Here is a 17,520-nt window from a genome sequence, read left to right on the forward strand (position 1 = left end):
TGGTCGACGGGCAGGTGGTGGATGAACGCGGCCGCATCGCCCAGTGCTCGCCAGCCGCGCGCCGTCGAGCCGGGCGGGTTGACCATGACCGCGGTGCCGAATTCGTGGTACTGCCCCAGATCGCCGTCGATATAGCGGGCCAGCATCAGGTTCACCACCGCCCGGCCGCGGCGGTGCTGGCAGACTTTCAGGCCGCTGTAGTCGATAAGGCGTTGCGCCGCTTGCGCATCCACCGAAAACATCGCGGTATGCACATCCGCTTTTCGTATCCGCACCGGCATGGTGAGGACCGTCCCCGCAACTACGTGTTGTGACTCAGGCATGCCGGTTACTGTAATCCGCTCGTCAACACATTTGGAGGCTGTAGATGACTTCGACCATCCCGGAAGCAATCTCGAACATCGATCTGGCAGACGGTAATTTCTACGCGGACCGTCACATCTCGCGCGAGGCCTACCGCTGGATGCGCGCCAACCAGCCGGTGTTTCGGGATCGCAACGGCCTGGCCGGTGCCACCACCTACCAAGCCATCCTGGACGCCGAACGCAATCCGGAACTGTTCTCCAGCACGGGCGGCATCCGTCCCGACCAGCCCGGCATGCCCTACATGATCGACATGGACGATCCCGCGCATCTGTTGCGGCGCAAGCTGGTCAACGCCGGCTTCACCCGCAAGCGGGTGAAGGAGAAGGAGCCGTCCATCGCCAAGCTGTGCGACACGCTGATCGACGCGGTGTGTGAGCGCGGCGAGTGTGACTTCGTCCGCGACATCGCCGCCCCGCTGCCGATGGCGGTGATCGGCGACATGCTGGGCGTGCTGCCCTCCGAACGCAGCATGCTGTTGAAGTGGTCCGACGACCTGGTGTGCGGGCTGAGCTCCCACATCGACCCGGCGTCGGCCGAATTCCAAACCGTCATGGAGGCTTTCGCCGCCTACACCGCGTTCACCATGGACATCATCGCCAAGCGGCGCGCCGAGCCCACCGACGACCTGTTCTCGATCCTGGTCAACGCCGAGGTGGAGGGGCAGCGGATGTCCGACGACGAGATCGTCATGGAGACGCTGCTCATCCTCATCGGCGGCGACGAGACCACCAGGCACACCCTGAGCGGCGGAACCGAGCAGGTGGTGCGCCACCGCGACCAGTGGGAGGCCCTGGTGCGCGACCCGTCGTTGCTTCCCGGTGCCATCGAGGAGATGCTGCGCTGGACATCGCCGGTGAAGAACATGTGCAGAATCTTGACGGCTGATACGGACTTTCACGGCACCTCGTTGCGCGAGGGCGAGAAGATCATGCTGCTCTTCGAGTCGGGCAACTTCGACGAGTCCGTGTTCGAAGACCCGGACAACTTCGACATTCGTCGAAACCCGAACAGCCACATGGCCTTCGGCTTCGGCACGCACTTCTGCCTGGGCAACCAGCTGGCCCGGCTCGAGCTGTCGATGATGACCGAGCGGGTGCTCAAGCGGCTACCGGATCTGCGGCTGGCCGATGACGACTCGACGCTGCCGCTGCGGCCGGCGAACTTCGTCAGCGGCCTGGAAGCGATGCCGGTGGTGTTCACCCCGAGCGCGCCGCTGCTGAGCTGACTCTCTGCATCCCGTTTGCGCCGAGCGTAAGCGCACTGCGGAAAAACAGGCGCAATTTCGCAGTGCGCTTACGCTCGGCGAGGGGGGCACTCGGCGAGGTGGGGCACGCTCGGCGAGGTGGGGCCACCCGGCCTAGCGGTTTTTGAAGTTGGGCTTGCGCTTCTCGGCGAACGCGCGGGGGCCCTCCTTGGAGTCCTCGGAGAGGAACACCGGTATCCCGTTGGCGGTGTCGGGCTTGAAGGCCTCTTCCTCGTGCATGCCCTCGGTCTCGCGGATCGTCTTGAGGATCGCCTGCACGGCCAGCGGTCCGTTGTTTTCGATCACCTCGGCGATCTCGAGCGCCTTGGCCAGCGCCTGCCCGTCGGGAACGACGTGGCCGATCAAGCCGATGTCCTTGGCTTCGGCGGCGGTGATGTGCCGGCCGGTGAGCAGCAGGTCGCAGGCCACGGTGTAGGGGATCTGGCGCACCAGCCGCACGGCCGAGCCACCCATCGGGTACAGGCTCCACTTGGCCTCGGAGATGCCGAACTTGGCGCTCTCACCGGCCACCCGGATGTCGGTGCCCTGCAAGATCTCGGTGCCCCCGGCGATGGCCGGGCCCTCGACGGCCGCGATGAGCGGCTTCTTGAGCCTGCGGCCCTTGAGCAGGGCATCGATTCGCGACGGGTCGTAGCTGCCGTCCTTGAACGACTCGCCCGGCGGCTTCTGCGTTGCTGCCTTGAGGTCCATGCCCGCGCAGAAGTAGCCACCGGCCCCGGTCAGGATGCAGACGCGGATGTCGTCGTCGTTGTCCACGCGGTCCCAGGCCTGGACCATGATTTCCATCATTTCCGTGCTCAAGGCGTTGCGGCGGTGCGGCCGGTTCATGGTCACGATGAGGGTGTGACCACGCTGTTCCACCAGCGCGTCCGGTCCGGTCTCCCCGTTTTCGGTGTTTGCTGGGGTTCCGGCATTCTCCACGGTCACGGCTACCGCCTTTCCCTCGACAATGGGCACGAGCTTGCCTCGAAATGTAACACGTTCTAATTTGGTGGCCGTGGCCTTGAATATTGCCGATCTCGCAGAGCACGCCATCGACGCTGTGCCCGACCGTGTCGCCCTGATCTGCGGCGACGAGAAGTTGACCTATGCCCAGCTGGAGGAGAAGGCCAACCGCCTGGCTCACTACCTGCTCGAGCAAGGGGTGAAAAAGGACGACAAGGTCGGCCTGTACTGCCGCAACCGCATCGAAATCGTCATCGCGATGCTCGGCATCGTCAAAGCGGGCGCCATCCTGGTGAACATCAACTACCGCTACGTCGAGGGCGAGCTGCGCTACCTGTTCGAGAACTCCGACATGGTCGCGCTGGTGCACGAGCGTCAGTACTCCGACCGGGTGGCCAACGTGCTGCCCGACACCCCCGACGTCAAGACGATCCTGGTCGTGGAGGACGGCAGCGACAACGACTTCAGCCGTTACGGCGGCGTCGAGTTCTATTCAGCGATCGCGGGCAGCTCGCCCGAGCGCGACTTCGGCCCGCGCAGCGCCGACGACATCTACCTGCTCTACACCGGCGGCACCACCGGCTTCCCGAAGGGCGTGATGTGGCGCCACGAGGACATCTACCGGGTGCTGTTCGGCGGAACCGACTTCGCCACAGGCGAATTCGTCAAGGACGAGTACGACCTGGCCAAGGCCGCCGCGGCCAACCCACCGATGGTCCGCCACCCGATTCCGCCGATGATCCACGGCGCCACCCAGTCGGCCACCTGGATGTCGATCTTCTCGGGCCAAACCACCGTGCTGGCACCGGAATTCAACGCCGACGAGGTCTGGCGCACGATCCACGAACACAAGGTAAACCTGCTGTTCTTCACCGGCGACGCGATGGCGCGACCGCTGCTCGACGCGCTACTTGCGCACCAGGACAAGGGAAACGAGTACGACCTGTCGTCGCTGTTCCTGCTCGCCTCCACCGCGGCGCTGTTCTCGCCGAGCATCAAGGAGAAGTTCCTCGAGCTGCTGCCCAACCGCGTCATCACCGACTCGATCGGTTCATCGGAGACCGGATTCGGCGGCACCAGCATCGTCGCCAAGGACGCGCCGCATGCCGGCGGCCCGCGCGTGACGATCGACCACCGCACCGTCGTCCTCGACGAACAGGGCAACGAGGTCAAGCCCGGCTCCGGAGTACGCGGGTTCATTGCCAAGAAGGGCAACATCCCGGTCGGTTACTACAAGGACGAGAAGAAGACCGCCGAGACGTTCAAGACCTTCAACGGCGTGCGTTACGCCATCCCCGGCGACTTCGCGACCGTCGAGGAGGACGGCACCGTCACGATGCTGGGCCGCGGCTCGGTGTCGATCAACAGCGGCGGCGAGAAGATCTACCCCGAGGAGGTCGAGGCCGCGCTCAAGGGCCACCCCGACGTCTTCGACGCCCTGGTGGTCGGCGTGCCGGACGCGCGGTACGGCCAGCACGTCGCCGCCGTCGTGCAGCCGCGGCCGGGATCGCGACCGACGCTGTCGGAGCTGGACAGCTTCGTGCGCTCCGAGATCGCGGGTTACAAGGTGCCGCGCAGCCTGTGGCTGGTCGACGAGGTCAAGCGGTCGCCCGCGGGCAAGCCCGACTACCGCTGGGCCAAGGAGCAGACCGAGGCCCGCCCGGCCGACGACGTGCACGCCGCTCACGCCACTGCGTGACCGACTTCGTCAAACGTAATCCGGCCGCACCGACCGGCTTCTTCGCTTGGGAAGCCGCAGGGCTGCAATGGCTTTCCGATGTCGACGGCGGCGTGCCGTGCGCGCAGGTCGTCGCCGTCGATGACACGAGCCTGACCCTGCGGCGCCTTGACTCCGTGCGCCCCACCCCCGAGGCCGCGCGCGCATTCGGCAACCGGCTGGCCGTCACGCACGACGCGGGCGCCGCGGCGTTCGGCGCCGGGCCGGACGGCTGGGCCGGGACGGGCTTTTTCGGGCCGCTGTCGCAGCCCCTGCCGCTCTCGCTGCGCCCGCACCGGCGCTGGGGTGAGTTCTATGCCGAGGAGCGGCTGGCCCCGATGGCCGAACTCGCCGCCCCGGGCCTGGACGCCGCCACCCGCGACGCCGTGAACTCCGTCGCGGCCCGTTGCCGCGCGGGCGATTTCGACGACGACGACGCCCCGGCGCGGCTGCACGGCGATCTGTGGAGCGGCAACGTGATGTGGACGCCCGACGGTGTGGTGCTCATCGACCCGGCCGCACACGCCGGTCACCGCGAGACCGACCTGGCGATGCTCGCGCTGTTCGGCTGCCCCCACTTCGACGCGGTCATCGACGGCTATCAGCGGGTGCGACCGCTGCGGTCCGGCTGGCGCGACCGCACCGGCCTGCACCAGCTCTTCCCGCTACTGGCGCACGTGGCGCTGTTCGGCGGCGGGTACGCGCAGCAGACGCACGCCTGCGCCCGCGCCGCGCTGACCCTCTGAGATCGGAGGGCGGCCGGGCCCGGTCTGGTGTTGATTGCCCGTCTCCTCCTCCCGCCGCTCCGCGGCGCGCATCGTCGGCGGGCTAAAGTCCAATCGCATGACGATCGATGTCTGGATGCAGCATCCGACTGCGCGGTTCCTGCGCAGCGACATGCTGGCATCCCTGCGGCGGTGGACGGGCGGGTCGATCCCCGACACCGATATCCCGATCGAGGCGACCCTGGCGTCGATGGACGTCGCCGGCGTCGAAGTGGGTGTGCTCAGCGCCTGGCGGGGGCCGGGGGGAGCCGACCTGGTCTCCAACGACGAGGTGGCGCAATGGATTGCCGCGCACCCGAATCGGCTCGCCGGGCTGGCCACCGTCGACCTGGACCGCCCGATGGAAGCCGTCCGGGAGTTGCGGCGCCGGATAGCCGACGGAGGGTTCGTCGGCCTGCGGGTGGTGCCGTGGTTGTGGGATGCCCCGCCCACCGATCGTCGCTACTATCCGCTGTTTGCCCAGTGCGTGGAATCCGGGGTGCCGTTCTGCACCCAGGTCGGTCACACCGGTCCGTTGCGCCCGTCGGAGACCGGCCGGCCGATTCCCTACATCGACCAGGTGGCGCTCGATTTCCCGGAGCTGGTGATCGTCTGCGGTCACGTCGGCTATCCGTGGACCGAGGAGATGGTCGCGGTGGCCCGCAAGCACGAAAACGTCTACATCGACACCTCGGCGTACACCATCAAGCGGTTGCCGGATGAACTGGTCAGGTTCATGAAGACCGGTACCGGGCAACGAAAGGTGTTGTTCGGCACCAACTATCCGATGATCACCCACGAGCACGCGCTGGCGGGACTGGACGACCTCGGGCTGTCCGACGAGGCCCGCCGAGATTTCCTGCGCGGCAACGCCGAACGAGTTTTCCGACTGGAGGCAGTCAAGTGAACGGTGCCCAGGCCCTGATCAACACCCTGGTGGACGGCGGCGTCGACGTGTGTTTCGCCAACCCGGGCACGTCGGAGATGCACTTCGTCGCGGCGCTGGACGCCGTGCCGCGGATGCGCGGCGTGCTGGCGCTGTTCGAGGGGGTCGCCACCGGAGCGGCCGACGGTTACGCGCGCATCGCCGATCGACCGGCCGCGGTGCTGCTGCACTTGGGACCCGGACTGGGCAACGGCCTGGCCAACCTGCACAACGCGCGCCGTGCGCGGGTACCGATGGTGGTGGTCGTCGGCGACCACGCGACCTATCACAAAAAATACGACGCCCCACTGGAATCCGACATCGACGCGCTGGCCGGCACCGTCTCGGGCTGGGTGCGCCGGACCGCTGACGCCTCCCAGGTTTCGGCCGACGCCGTCGAGGGCATCGCGGCCAGCCGGTGGGGTTCACAGATTTCCACGCTGATCCTGCCCGCCGACGTGTCCTGGTCCGACGGCGCCCAGCTGTTCTCCAACCTGGATGCGCAGCCGGCGAGCGCCGATCCGCTGTTGGCGCCCGAGGTGCTCGAGGTGCTCGGCTCCGGCGAGCCCACGGTGATCATGGTGGGCGGCGACGCCACCCGCCGTGCCGGGCTGGCGGCGGCCGCCCGCATTGCGGCGGCAACGGGTGCGCGCGTGTTGTGCGAAACCTTCCCCACCCGGCTGGAGCGCGGCGCCGGCGTCCCCGCGGTCGACCGGCTCGCCTATTTCGCCGAGGCCGCCGCGGCCCAGCTGGACGGCGCCAAGCATCTGGTGCTGGCCGGCGCCAAGTCGCCGGTGTCGTTCTTCGCCTACCCCGGCATGCCCAGCGATCTGGTGCCGGCCGGCTGCGAGGTGCACGTGCTCGCCGAATACAGCGGTGCAGCAGAGGCTTTGATCGCTTTGGCCGACCAGGTGGCACCCGGCACCGAGGCGCCGGTGGCCGCCGCATCGCGTCCTCCGCTGCCGAGGGGCCCGCTGACCTCCGCGTCGGCCGCCGATGTGATCGGGGCGCTGCTGCCCGAAAATGCCATCGTGGTCGACGAGTCGAACACCTCGGGCGTGCTGCTCGCCCAGGCGACCGCCGGGGCGCCGGCGCACGACTGGCTGACCCTGACCGGTGGGGCGATCGGCTACGGCATACCGGCCGCGGTGGGCGCCGCGGTGGCCGCCCCCAATCGCCCGGTGTTGTGTCTGGAATCCGATGGCTCGGCCATGTACACGATTTCGGGATTGTGGACCCAGGCCCGGGAGAACCTCGACGTCACCACCGTGCTGTACAACAACAGCGCCTACGACATCCTGCGCATCGAGCTGCAACGCGTCGGCGCCGGGTCGGCGCCCGGCCCTGAAGCGCTGTCACTGCTCGACTTATCTGACCCGACAATGGATTTCGTGAAGATCAGCGAGGGCATGGGAGTACCCGCACGGCGCGTCACCACGGCCGAGGAATTGGCCGATGCGCTGCGCGACGCCTTCGCCGAACCGGGGCCGCATCTGATCGACGCCGTGGTGCCGTCAATAACGGGCTAGGGTCGGCAACCGGCTCAGCAGCCAGTCCGTCATCGTGTTGACCACGTCGACGCCCGTCTCGAACGCGCCGTCGTGCGCATCGGCTGCCAGCGCCACGCCCCAGTGGCCGGCCGGGGTGGGGACGATGCCGAATTGCCGGACCAGGTACTCGCCGTGCACACCGGGCCCCCAACCACCTTTGGCGGCAATGCCTTTGGCGGCCAGGCCCCACTGGTCGCCGGTGACCAGGCGCTGCATCAGGTCGATCACTTCGACGGCGTCGGGGATGGTCGAGAGCTCCGCTGCAAACCGCGCTTGGCGCTGCAGGCTCCACTGCGTTTGGCCGAATGCGGTGAACCCGCGGCGAAGTCGACGCGATTCGACCACCGTCGCGGTGTCACCGCCCTCGGCCACCACGACCTGGACCCGTCGCGCCGCCTGCGCGGGCTCGCCCAACTGCGACCACAACTGTTCGGAGGCGCGGTTGTCGGATTCGGTGATCGCCTTGACGACCAAATCGCGCGCGCCCAGCCAATCGTTGCGCAGCGCCGCTATCGCCAACGGCACCTTGATGGTCGACCATGCCACGCCCGACCACCAGCTGCCCAGCGAAAAGGTTCTGTCCGGCCGGGCGATCGCGACGCCGACGTTCGCCGGCACCGCGGCGGCAAGCTGGTCGAAGCTGGCTTCCAGCGCGAGCTCGAGTGGGCGTGCCGTCATGCGCTGGTTCCGTTATCGGCGCGCGTCACAGCGACGCCGAGGTGGGGGACCGGCGCATCAACCATCGCGTCTCCTTGTCGGCAAAACCATCAGCCCGCCGGCGGGAGCGGCGGCCCCTGCTCCGGTGGGGGCGGGACTTCCCACGGTTCGCGGTCCGGCGTCGGCGGCGACCACACCAGCGGCGGCGGTGGCGGAGGCAGGGGAGGCGCCGGAGGCGGATCCGCCGCGGCCAAACCGGAGCCCAGCCCGAGCACGGCGCCACCCAGCGACCCGACCAGGATCGAGCAGGCGATCGTTTCGCGGATTTTCATCAAGCGCTGAGTTTACTGTGTGGACCGCACATCCGGCGGCAACGCACGACCCGGGTCCCTAGCGGTGGATCCGCCACACCGGGTCGTCGCAGTCCACACCCTGAGCGGCCAACTGGCGCTTCAACACCTTGAAGGTCACCGTCCGCGGCAGTTCGGTAGTGATCCGCACGTACGACGGCCATTGCTTGGGTCCCAAGTCCGGCTGCTCGGCCAGAAACGCGCGGAACTTCTCGTCCTCGAACTCGGTGCCCGGCACCATCACCAACGCCGCCATCACCTGGTCGCCGACCCTCGGGTCGGGGACCGGGTACACCGCGACCTCGGTGACGTCGGGGTGGCGCAGCAGCACCCGCTCGATCGGGGCGGCGCCCAGGTTTTCGCCGTCGACCCGCATCCAATCGCCCAGCCGCCCAGCGAAATACGCGTAGCCGGCGTCGTCGCGGTAGGCGAGATCACCGCTGTGATACACCCCGCCGGCCATCCGCTCGGCTTCGGCCGCCTCGTCGTTGTAGTAACCCTCGAAACGCCCCGGCCCCGCGGTGTTGACCAATTCGCCGACCACGCCAGGCGGGCAGGACGCCCCGGTGTCGGGATCGATGATGTCGATGCCCTGTGGAAGCGGCCCCAGTGAACCCGCCGGCGTATCGGGGGTGCGGGCGATGGCCACGCCGCCCTCGGTGGAACCGAACCCGTCCTGCACGACGCACCCGAACCTGCGGCCGAAGCGCTCGATGTCCTCGGGTACGCCCTCATTGCCGTAGACCGCCCGCAGCGGATTGTCGGCATCGTCGGGTCGCTCCGGCGTGGCGAGCACATACGACAGGGGCTTGCCCACGTAGTTGGCGTAGGTGGCGCCGTAACGACGGACATCGACGATGAAATTCGAAGCAGAGAACTTGCGCCGTAAGGCCATCGAGCCCTCGCAGGCCGCCGCCACCGCCCAGCCGACCAACACCGCATTGGAATGAAACAGCGGCATCGACACGTAGCAGACGTCGTCGTGGCCCAGGCCGAAGCGCTGTGACATCGTTACGCCCGCGATCGCCACCTTGCCGTGGCTGCACTTGACCGCTTTGGGCTCGCCGCTGGTGCCCGAGGTGAAGATCAACATGAACAGGTCCGCCGGCGACGCGGCCTGGAACGAGATCGGGGCGTCGCGGTGCGCGGCGACCTCCTCGGCCCACTCGGGCGAGTCGGCGTTCAGGTGCTCGATATCACCCAGCGTCTCAGACGATCTCGAATCCGCCAGCACCAATTGGCAGTCGGCCCTCGCGATGTCACGCCGCAGGGCCTCGCCCCGGCGCACCGGGTTGAGTCCCACCGGCACGATCCCCGACAGGCCCGCCGCCACCAGCATCGCCGAGAAGAACGGGGTGTTCTCCAACAGCACGCCGACATGCGGCGGCCGGGCGGGGTCGAGCCGCGCCCGCAGCGTCGCGGCGATCGCGGCACCATGCTGCAGGTGGTCGCGCCAGCTGGTGAACGAGTCCTCGAAGTACACACCCCGATCGTCGATCTCGGTCAGCGGCTCCAGCAGCTTGGTGACCGTCAGGTCGTCGGTGAGATCCATTGCGCCTAAGCGGGCGTCTCCGCCAGCTCCCGGCCGATCCGCCGCAGCTGACCGGTGGCACCGCCGAGGGCGAATTCGGTCTCCTTGGCCGCCAGGAAGTAGCGGTGCGCCGGGTGATCGGTGTCCACGCCGACGCCGCCGTGCACGTGCACGATGGTGTGCGCCACCCGGTGACCGGCCTCGGCGGCCCAGAACGCCGCACTGGCGACGTCGATTTCGGCGGCGATGTCTTCCGAGACCCGCCAGGCCGCCTGGGTGAGCGTGAGCCGCAACCCCTTCACGTCGATGTAACCGTCGGCGAGCCGCTGTGACACCGCCTGGAAGCTGCCGATCGGGCGATCGAACTGCTCACGCTCGCGGGCGTATTCGGCCGTCATCTGCAGGCCCCGCTCGAGCACCCCGAGCTGGAAAGCGCTGCGCCCCAAGGTGCCCAGCGTGCCGAGCCAGGTCACGACCTCGGCGCCCCCGACCTTGCGGCTCTCGTCCACCTCGGTTCCGTCCAGGGCGAGATGCCCGACGCTGCCCAGGCCGGTGGTTTCCAGCGCGGTCACAGTGACGCCCGGGTCGTCGGCGGCGACCAGGAAAACTGCTGTGCCGGAATCGGTTTCGGCGGGAACCAGGAACGCGTCGGCCACCGGGCCGAATCCGATCTGGGTACGCGTCCCGGTCAGCCGGTAGCCCGCACCGGCGCCGGCCGCCCGCACCGGCCCCTCGCCCATCTCACCGTCGAGGGCAACGCTGAGCGTCTTCTCGCCTTTGACCGCCGGCACACCCCAGTTTTGTTGCAGCTCTTCGGAACCGAACCGGGCCAGCGCTCCGGCGCCCAGCACCACCGACTCCAGATAGGGCACGGCGGCCAGCTGGTGCCCCAGCGCCACCAGGATCGCGATCTGCTCGAGCGCGCCGAAGCCATCACCGCCCAGCGATGTGGCCGACGCGCTGGACAGGATGCCGGCGTCGATCAGCTTTGCCCACAGGTCGCGGTCGAAGCGCTGATCGAGCCCGTCGAGCTCGCGCTGGTGTTCGGGGGTGCATACCGAGTCCACGATGGTGTCGACCAGGTTGCCGAGGTCGTGCGCCGCTTCGGTGGTGGTGAAATCCATGACGTCCGTCCTTCTATTACGTAGCGGCTCAGCGGTTTCTAGGCAGACCGAGGGCGACCATGCCGATGATGTCGCGCTGCACTTCGTTGGTGCCGCCGCCGAACGTCAGGATCAGGCAGGCCCGGTGCATTCGCTCGACCCGGCCGCGCAGCAATGCGCCGGGCGAATTCTGGCGCACCGTCGCCGCGGTACCCAGCACCTCCATCAGCAACCGGTACGCCTCGGTGGCCAGCTCGGTGCCATACACCTTCGCCGCCGACGCATCGGCGGGCGACAGGGCTTCACTGGTGGCCGAGGCCAACTCCCAGTTGATCAGCTTGAGAACTTCGGCCTTGGCGTGCACCCGGGCGAGGTTGATCTGCACCCACTCGGAATCGATCAACCGCGCCCCGCCGGCGTCCTTGGTGTTCTGCGCCCATTCGCGGACCTCGCGCAGCGCCAGGAAGATCGGTTGCGGCGAAACCAGCGCCACCCGCTCGTGGTTGAGCTGGTTGGTCACCAGTTTCCAACCGCCGTTCTCCTCGCCGATCAGGTTGGTCACCGGCACGCGCACGTCGGAGTAGTAGGTGGCGCTGGTGTCCACCCCGGCCATGGTGTGCACCGGCGTCCAGGAGAAACCTTCGGCGGTCGTCGGCACGGTCAGCATCGAGATGCCGCGGTGCTTCTTGGCGTCCGGGTTGGTGCGGACCGCCAGCCACACCCAGTCTGCGTAGGCGATCAGGCTGGTCCACATCTTCTGGCCGTTGATGACGTAGTCGTCACCGTCGCGCACCGCGGTGGTGCGCAGATTGGCCAGGTCCGTGCCCGCGCCCGGCTCGGAATACCCGATGGAGAAGTGCAGCTCGCCGGCGGCGATTTTGGGCAGGAAGAACTTCTTCTGTTCCTCGGTGCCGAACGCCATGATGGTCGGCGCGACGCTGTTGATGGTCAGGAACGGCACCGGCACGCCCGCGATGGCGGCCTCGTCGGTGAAGATCAGCGAGTCCATCGGGGAGCGGTCCTGGCCGCCGTACTCTTTGGGCCAGTTCAGGGTGAGCCACCCGTCCTTGCCCATCTGCGCGACGGTGTCGCGATACGCGGTGCCCGTCCCGACCTCGCCGCCCCCCGTCGAGGTCAGCGCCTCGCGGCGCTCCGGGGTCATCAGCGCGGTGAAGTACGACCGCAGCTCGCGACGCAGGTCCTCTTGTTCCGGGGTGTAACTGATGCGCATTTCAGCCGTCCTTCAGATTTACGACGTTCTTCAGTGACAACCCTCGTCACAGGCCGCAGCTCGACCAACGGCTACCCGTTCGCCTTCCCGGTTGTAACACGTTCTAGTCTGGGAATCCAGCGACCGTTTCCCCAGCGGTGTCAGGGCCCTATGGTGGACCTACATGCTGATGAAGCGAGTCTTGCGGTGAAGGCCAGGTTCAAGGAGGGTGCTGTGCGGGTGATCGTGGACCGTGACCGGTGCGAAGGTAACGCAGTGTGCTTGGGAATTGCCCCGGATATCTTCGACCTGGACGACGAGGATTACGCCGTGGTGAAGCTCGACCCGATTCCCGCCGATCAGGAGCAGCTGGCCGAGCAGGCGATCGCCGAATGCCCGCGCGCGGCACTTCAGCGCGGCGACTAATCCGAGCCCCGAGCGCGTAACCCGAAACTAGAGGTATTCATAAATTGACTAGCAGCACGAACGCGACCGATCTCTCCGGAAAGGTCGCGGTGGTGACCGGTGCGGCCGCGGGCCTGGGCCGCGCCGAGGCGCTCGGCCTGGCCCGCCAGGGCGCGACCGTCGTCGTGAACGACATCGCGGCGGCGCTGGACGCCTCCGACGTCATCGACGAGATCAACTCCGCCGGGTCCAAGGCCGTCGCTGTGGCCGGCGACATCAGCGAACGCGCCACCGCCGACGAACTGGTTGCTCAGGCCGACTCGCTGGGCGGCCTCGACATCGTGGTGAACAACGCCGGCATCACCCGCGACCGGATGCTGTTCAACATGTCCGACGAGGAGTGGGATCTCGTCATCGCCGTGCACCTGCGCGGTCACTTCCTGCTGACCCGCAACGCGGCGACCTACTGGCGGTCCAAGGCCAAGGGGGCGGGCGGCCAGATCTTCGGGCGGATCGTCAACACCGCGTCGGAGGCCGGGCTGGTCGGTCCGGTCGGGCAGGCGAACTACGGCGCCGCCAAGGCCGGCATCATCTCGCTCACTCTGACGGCCGCACGAGCTCTGGGCCGCTACGGTGTCTGCGCCAACGCCATCTGCCCCCGCGCCCGCACCGCGATGACGGCCGACGTCTTCGGCGACGCACCCGAGGTGGAAGCGGGCGGTATCGACCCCTTGTCACCCGAGCACGTCGTCAATCTGGTGAAGTTCCTGTCGTCACCGGCGGCCGCCGAGGTGAACGGACAGGTCTTCATCGTCTACGGTCCACAGGTGACATTGGTCGCCGCGCCGACCGTGGAGCGGAAATTCAGCGCCGACGGCGCCGCGTGGGACCCCGCGCAGCTGAGTTCGACGCTGCAGGATTACTTTGCTGGCCGTGATCCTGAGCACAATTTTTCCGCCAGCGCGCTGATGGAACAATAGCCGCTGACGGCTGGCCGATTGGGGGAATCGCCAGGTAGAACGTGTGTCAGTTTGACACCTGACAAGTGCTTCTGACCAGCCGAATTAACGGTTCGGATAAGAAGTGCTGTTCATTGACATGGTGAACTTGTTCTGGGTTAATATGATCCGGCTCACACCGAGCCACGAGCGACCGTAGACGATGCAAAGGCCACACATAGACTTCGCCGAGACCAAACCGAGGGGGGGACCGCGTTGAGGGAACAACTCGCGGTCCCCGCCCGCGCCGTCGGCGGATTTTTCGAGATGATGATGGATACCGGCCGGGCGGCTTTCCGCCGGCCGTTTCAATTCGGTGAGTTTCTCGATCAGACGTGGATGATCGCGCGCGTGTCGCTGGTGCCCACGCTGTTGGTGTCCATCCCGTTCACCGTCCTGGTGGCCTTCACCCTCAACATCCTGCTGCGCGAGATCGGCGCCGCCGACCTGTCCGGCGCCGGGACGGCCTTCGGCACGATCACCCAGCTGGGCCCGGTGGTGACCGTGCTCGTCGTGGCCGGTGCCGGCGCCACCGCGATCTGTGCCGACCTCGGGGCCCGCACCATCCGCGAGGAGATCGACGCGATGCGGGTGCTGGGCATCGACCCGATCCAGCGGCTGGTCGTGCCACGCGTGTTGGCCTCCACGGTGGTGGCCCTGCTGCTCAACGGGCTGGTGTGCGCCATCGGTCTCTCCGGCGGCTACGTGTTCTCCGTCTTCCTGCAGGGCGTCAACCCCGGGGCCTTCATCAACGGATTGACCGTGCTGACCGGGCTGCGCGAGCTGGTGCTGGCCGAAGTCAAGGCGCTGCTGTTCGGCGTGATGGCCGGCATGGTGGGCTGCTACCGCGGCCTGACCGTCAAGGGTGGCCCCAAGGGCGTCGGCAACGCGGTCAACGAAACGGTGGTCTACGCCTTCATCTGTCTGTTCGTGATCAACGTGGTGATGACCGCCATCGGCGTGCGGATCTCGGCGAAGTGACGGAACGGGTGAGCACGCGATGAGTTACGACGCCACGCTGCGGTTCCGCCGCATCTTCACCCGCCTGCAAGAGCCGGTCGACGACTTCGGCGAGCAGGCGTTGTTCTACGGGCAGACCATGCGGTATGTCCCCAACGCGCTGACCCGCTACCGCAAGGAGACCGTCCGGCTGATCGCCGAGATGACGATGGGCGCCGGGGCCCTGGTCATGATTGGCGGCACGGTCGGTGTGGCGGCCTTCTTGACGCTGGCCTCCGGCGGTGTCATTGCCGTGCAGGGCTATTCGTCGCTGGGCAACATCGGCATCGAGGCGTTGACGGGATTCCTCTCGGCATTCCTGAACGTCCGGGTCGTCGCGCCCGTGATCGCCGGCATCGCGCTGGCCGCCACCATCGGTGCCGGTGCCACAGCGCAACTGGGCGCCATGCGGGTTTCCGAGGAGATCGACGCCGTCGAATGCATGGCGGTGCACTCGGTGTCCTACCTGGTATCAACCCGCCTGATCGCCGGGCTCATCGCGATCATCCCGCTGTACTCGCTGTCGGTGCTGGCCGCGTTCTTCGCGGCCCGCTTCACCACGGTCTACATCAACGGGCAGTCAAAGGGCCTCTACGACCACTACTTCAATACGTTCCTGATCCCGTCGGACCTGCTGTGGTCTTTCCTGCAGGCCATCGTGATGTCCATCGCGGTCATGCTGGTCCATACCTATTACGGCTACAACGCCCACGGCGGTCCGGTCGGCGTGGGCATCGCTGTCGGCCAAGCCGTGCGGACGTCGCTGATCGTCGTGGTCGTCATCACATTGTTCATCTCGCTCGCTGTGTACGGAGCGTCCGGTAACTTCAACCTCTCCGGATAAGAGGACCGCTTAAAAGGACATGGCGAACACAGACGCGCGACGCACAACCGTCCGGCTGGCAGCAGCAGTGCTGGCCGGCCTGATGGTGGCTTTCGCCGTGCTGACCTACCTTTCCTATACAGCGGCATTCGCGTCCATCGACACCGTCACGGTGTCGGCGCCCCGGGCCGGGCTCGTGATGGAGAAGGGCGCCAAGGTCAAGTACCGGGGCATCCAGATCGGCAAGGTCGAAACCATCGACTATTCCGGGGACCAGGCGCGGCTCACGCTGGGAATCAACAGCGACGACCTGCATTTCATTCCGTCCAACGCGGCGGTGCACATCGCGGGTAACACCATCTTCGGCGCCAAGGCGGTGGAATTCATTCCGCCACAGTCGCCTTCGCCCACGTCGTTGCGCCCGGATGCGCACGTCGCGGCCTCTTCGGTGCAGTTGGAAGTCAACACGCTGTTCCAGTCGCTGATGGACCTGCTACACAAGATCGACCCCGTCGAACTCAACGGGACGCTCAGCGCGTTCGCGGAAGGCCTGCGCGGTCACGGCGACGACCTGGGCGGCATCCTGTCGGGCTTGAATACCCTCACGCGCCAGGCCAACCCGAAGCTGCCCGCCCTGCAGGAGGACTTCCGCAAGGCCGCGGTCGTGGCCAACACCTACGCCGACGCGGCGCCGGACCTGACGACCGTGGTCGACAACCTGCCGACGATCAACAAGACGGTCGTCGACCAGCAGAAGAACCTCAACGACACGCTGTTGGCCACCATCGGCCTGTCGAACAACGCGTATGACACCCTGGCCCCGGCCGAACAGGACTTCATCGACGCGATCAACCGGCTGCGGGCGCCGCTCAAGGTGGCCGCCGAGTACTCGCCGGAATTCGGCTGCCTTTTCGCCGGAATCGACCGAGGCCTCAAGGAGTTCGGACCGATCCTTGGTGTGAAGAAAGCCGGCCTGTTCACGTCGTCGAGCTTCGTGCTGGGTGCGCCGTCTTATACGTATCCGGAATCGCTGCCGGTCGTGAACGCCTCCGGCGGTCCGAACTGCCGCGGCTTGCCCGACATCCCGAACAAGCAACACGGCGGGTCGTGGTACCGGGCGCCGTTCCTGGTGACCGACAACGCCAACATCCCGTACGAGCCGTTCACCGAACTGCAGTTCGACGCGCCCTCGACGTTGCAGTTCCTGTTCCACGGCGCCTTCGCGGAACGGGACGACTTCTGATGCCGGAAAGTTCGGGCATGCCGTCGCACCGCGAGATGATGATCAAGGTCAGCATCTTCGCGGTGGCCATGCTGTTGGTGTCGGCAGGTCTGGTGGTGGTGTTCGGCGACTTCCGATTCGGTCCCGAAAGCACTTATCACGCAACGTTTACCGACGTATCGCGGCTGAAGTCGGGCCAGAAGGTCCGCATCGCCGGCGTACCGGTCGGGGCGGTGTCGGACATCAAGCTCAACCCCGACAACACCATCGACGTCAAGTTCGGCGTCGACAAGCGCTACACGCTCTACTCGTCGACCCGCGCGGTGATTCGCTACGAAAACCTGGTCGGCGACCGGTTTTTGGAGATCACGTCGGGCCCCGGTGAGCTGCGCAAACTTCCGGCCGGCGCGACGATCAACAGCCAGCACACCCAGCCCGCACTGGACCTCGACGCGCTGCTCGGCGGTCTGCGGCCGGTGCTCAAAGGACTTGACGCGGACAAGGTCAACACGATCAGCAGCGCTGTCATCCAGCTGCTGCAGGGCCAGGGCGGGGCGTTGTCTAACGTGCTCGCCGACACCAGCGCGTTCTCCTCGGCGCTGGGCCAGCGCGACCAGCTCATCGGCGACGTGATCAACAACCTCAACACGGTGCTGACGACCGTCGATCAACGCAGCGCGCAGTTCTCGGC

At 67.1% G+C, this 17,520-nt stretch carries 18 protein-coding genes; 11 read left to right on the forward strand and 7 right to left on the reverse strand.

What is annotated here, in order from left to right:
* Positions 1-323, reverse strand: a 323-nt coding sequence (locus A5659_RS04490) for an acetoacetate decarboxylase family protein (protein ID WP_197497918.1), incomplete at its 3' end; no start/stop codon positions are given.
* Between the two features lie 44 nt (positions 324-367).
* On the opposite strand from A5659_RS04490, the gene A5659_RS04495 reads away from it, so the two are divergent.
* The gene (locus A5659_RS04495) at positions 368-1,591 is read left to right on the forward strand and encodes a cytochrome P450 (protein ID WP_067179496.1); all 1,224 of its coding nucleotides are present in this window, start codon (positions 368-370) and stop codon (positions 1,589-1,591) included.
* 132 nt (positions 1,592-1,723) lie between these two features.
* Here the strand turns inward: A5659_RS04495 and A5659_RS04500 are convergent, their stop codons facing one another.
* On the reverse strand, positions 1,724-2,551 hold the full coding sequence (locus A5659_RS04500) for a crotonase/enoyl-CoA hydratase family protein (protein ID WP_197497920.1): 828 nt from the start codon (positions 2,549-2,551) through the stop codon (positions 1,724-1,726).
* A gap of 70 nt (positions 2,552-2,621) precedes the next feature.
* Between A5659_RS04500 and A5659_RS04505 the strand changes: the two genes are divergently transcribed.
* The 4 genes from A5659_RS04505 (at position 2,622) to A5659_RS04520 (ending at position 7,510) form a co-directional block, all read left to right on the forward strand.
* Entirely contained in the window at positions 2,622-4,274 is a 1,653-nt protein-coding gene (locus tag A5659_RS04505) for an acyl-CoA synthetase (protein WP_066870585.1), read from the forward strand.
* Complete coding sequence (locus A5659_RS04510) at positions 4,271-5,038, forward strand: fructosamine kinase family protein (protein ID WP_066870582.1); 768 nt, start codon at positions 4,271-4,273, stop codon at positions 5,036-5,038. Before A5659_RS04505 ends, A5659_RS04510 begins: the two co-directional genes overlap by 4 nt.
* A gap of 97 nt (positions 5,039-5,135) precedes the next feature.
* Entirely contained in the window at positions 5,136-5,963 is an 828-nt protein-coding gene (locus A5659_RS04515) for an amidohydrolase family protein (RefSeq protein ID WP_066870579.1), read from the forward strand.
* Positions 5,960-7,510 carry an acetolactate synthase large subunit gene (locus tag A5659_RS04520; protein WP_066870576.1) on the forward strand — a complete coding sequence of 517 codons (1,551 nt, stop codon included), beginning with the start codon at positions 5,960-5,962 and terminating at the stop codon, positions 7,508-7,510. Before A5659_RS04515 ends, A5659_RS04520 begins: the two co-directional genes overlap by 4 nt.
* Here the strand turns inward: A5659_RS04520 and A5659_RS04525 are convergent.
* The 5 genes from A5659_RS04525 to A5659_RS04545 form a co-directional block, all read right to left on the reverse strand.
* The gene (locus tag A5659_RS04525) at positions 7,496-8,209 is read right to left on the reverse strand and encodes a hypothetical protein (protein ID WP_066870573.1); all 714 of its coding nucleotides are present in this window, start codon (positions 8,207-8,209) and stop codon (positions 7,496-7,498) included. The genes A5659_RS04520 and A5659_RS04525 overlap by 15 nt on opposite strands.
* Positions 8,210-8,298: 89 nt before the next feature.
* Entirely contained in the window at positions 8,299-8,520 is a 222-nt protein-coding gene (locus tag A5659_RS04530; protein WP_066877078.1) for a hypothetical protein, read from the reverse strand.
* A gap of 58 nt (positions 8,521-8,578) precedes the next feature.
* Positions 8,579-10,090, reverse strand: coding sequence for a long-chain-fatty-acid--CoA ligase FadD17 (fadD17, locus tag A5659_RS04535; protein ID WP_067179498.1), 1,512 nt, complete (start codon positions 10,088-10,090; stop codon positions 8,579-8,581).
* A gap of 5 nt (positions 10,091-10,095) precedes the next feature.
* A complete protein-coding gene (locus A5659_RS04540; RefSeq protein WP_066870567.1) occupies positions 10,096-11,193 on the reverse strand; it encodes an acyl-CoA dehydrogenase family protein in 1,098 nt (365 codons plus the stop codon).
* Between the two features lie 28 nt (positions 11,194-11,221).
* A complete protein-coding gene (locus A5659_RS04545) occupies positions 11,222-12,403 on the reverse strand; it encodes an acyl-CoA dehydrogenase (protein ID WP_066870564.1) in 1,182 nt (393 codons plus the stop codon).
* A 213-nt stretch (positions 12,404-12,616) separates the two neighbouring features.
* Between A5659_RS04545 and A5659_RS04550 the strand changes: the two genes are divergently transcribed.
* The 6 genes from A5659_RS04550 to A5659_RS04575 all read left to right on the forward strand — a co-directional run.
* A complete protein-coding gene (locus A5659_RS04550; RefSeq protein ID WP_007772497.1) occupies positions 12,617-12,808 on the forward strand; it encodes a ferredoxin in 192 nt (63 codons plus the stop codon).
* Between the two features lie 44 nt (positions 12,809-12,852).
* Entirely contained in the window at positions 12,853-13,767 is a 915-nt protein-coding gene (locus A5659_RS04555; RefSeq protein ID WP_066870561.1) for a 3-oxoacyl-ACP reductase, read from the forward strand.
* 234 nt (positions 13,768-14,001) lie between these two features.
* Positions 14,002-14,766 (forward strand): ABC transporter permease, encoded by a 765-nt coding sequence (locus A5659_RS04560; RefSeq protein ID WP_014379050.1) that lies wholly within the window; start codon positions 14,002-14,004, stop codon positions 14,764-14,766.
* A gap of 19 nt (positions 14,767-14,785) precedes the next feature.
* On the forward strand, positions 14,786-15,628 hold the full coding sequence (locus A5659_RS04565) for an ABC transporter permease (RefSeq protein WP_007772500.1): 843 nt from the start codon (positions 14,786-14,788) through the stop codon (positions 15,626-15,628).
* A 19-nt stretch (positions 15,629-15,647) separates the two neighbouring features.
* Entirely contained in the window at positions 15,648-16,850 is a 1,203-nt protein-coding gene (locus tag A5659_RS04570; protein WP_066870555.1) for an MCE family protein, read from the forward strand.
* On the forward strand, positions 16,850-17,520 hold a 671-nt coding region (locus A5659_RS04575), incomplete at its 3' end, for an MCE family protein (RefSeq protein WP_156748825.1). The genes A5659_RS04570 and A5659_RS04575, both read left to right, overlap by 1 nt.

It is taken from the genome of Mycobacterium sp. 1165196.3, from assembly GCF_001673415.1.
Taxonomy (GTDB): Bacteria; Actinomycetota; Actinomycetes; order Mycobacteriales; family Mycobacteriaceae; genus Mycobacterium; species Mycobacterium europaeum_A.

What these genes read in the sequence shown, in the direction of transcription:
- A5659_RS04570 (WP_066870555.1), top strand. Translation starts at nt 15,648, where the DNA reads ATGGCGAACACAGACGCGCGACGCACAACCGTCCGGCTGGCAGCAGCA.
- A5659_RS04540 (WP_066870567.1), bottom strand. Translation starts at nt 11,193, where the DNA reads ATGGATTTCACCACCACCGAAGCGGCGCACGACCTCGGCAACCTGGTC.
- A5659_RS04545 (WP_066870564.1), bottom strand. Translation starts at nt 12,403, where the DNA reads ATGCGCATCAGTTACACCCCGGAACAAGAGGACCTGCGTCGCGAGCTG.
- A5659_RS04530 (WP_066877078.1), bottom strand. Translation starts at nt 8,520, where the DNA reads ATGAAAATCCGCGAAACGATCGCCTGCTCGATCCTGGTCGGGTCGCTG.
- A5659_RS04515 (WP_066870579.1), top strand. Translation starts at nt 5,136, where the DNA reads ATGACGATCGATGTCTGGATGCAGCATCCGACTGCGCGGTTCCTGCGC.
- A5659_RS04565 (WP_007772500.1), top strand. Translation starts at nt 14,786, where the DNA reads ATGAGTTACGACGCCACGCTGCGGTTCCGCCGCATCTTCACCCGCCTG.
- fadD17 (WP_067179498.1), bottom strand. Translation starts at nt 10,090, where the DNA reads ATGGATCTCACCGACGACCTGACGGTCACCAAGCTGCTGGAGCCGCTG.
- A5659_RS04525 (WP_066870573.1), bottom strand. Translation starts at nt 8,209, where the DNA reads ATGACGGCACGCCCACTCGAGCTCGCGCTGGAAGCCAGCTTCGACCAG.
- A5659_RS04495 (WP_067179496.1), top strand. Translation starts at nt 368, where the DNA reads ATGACTTCGACCATCCCGGAAGCAATCTCGAACATCGATCTGGCAGAC.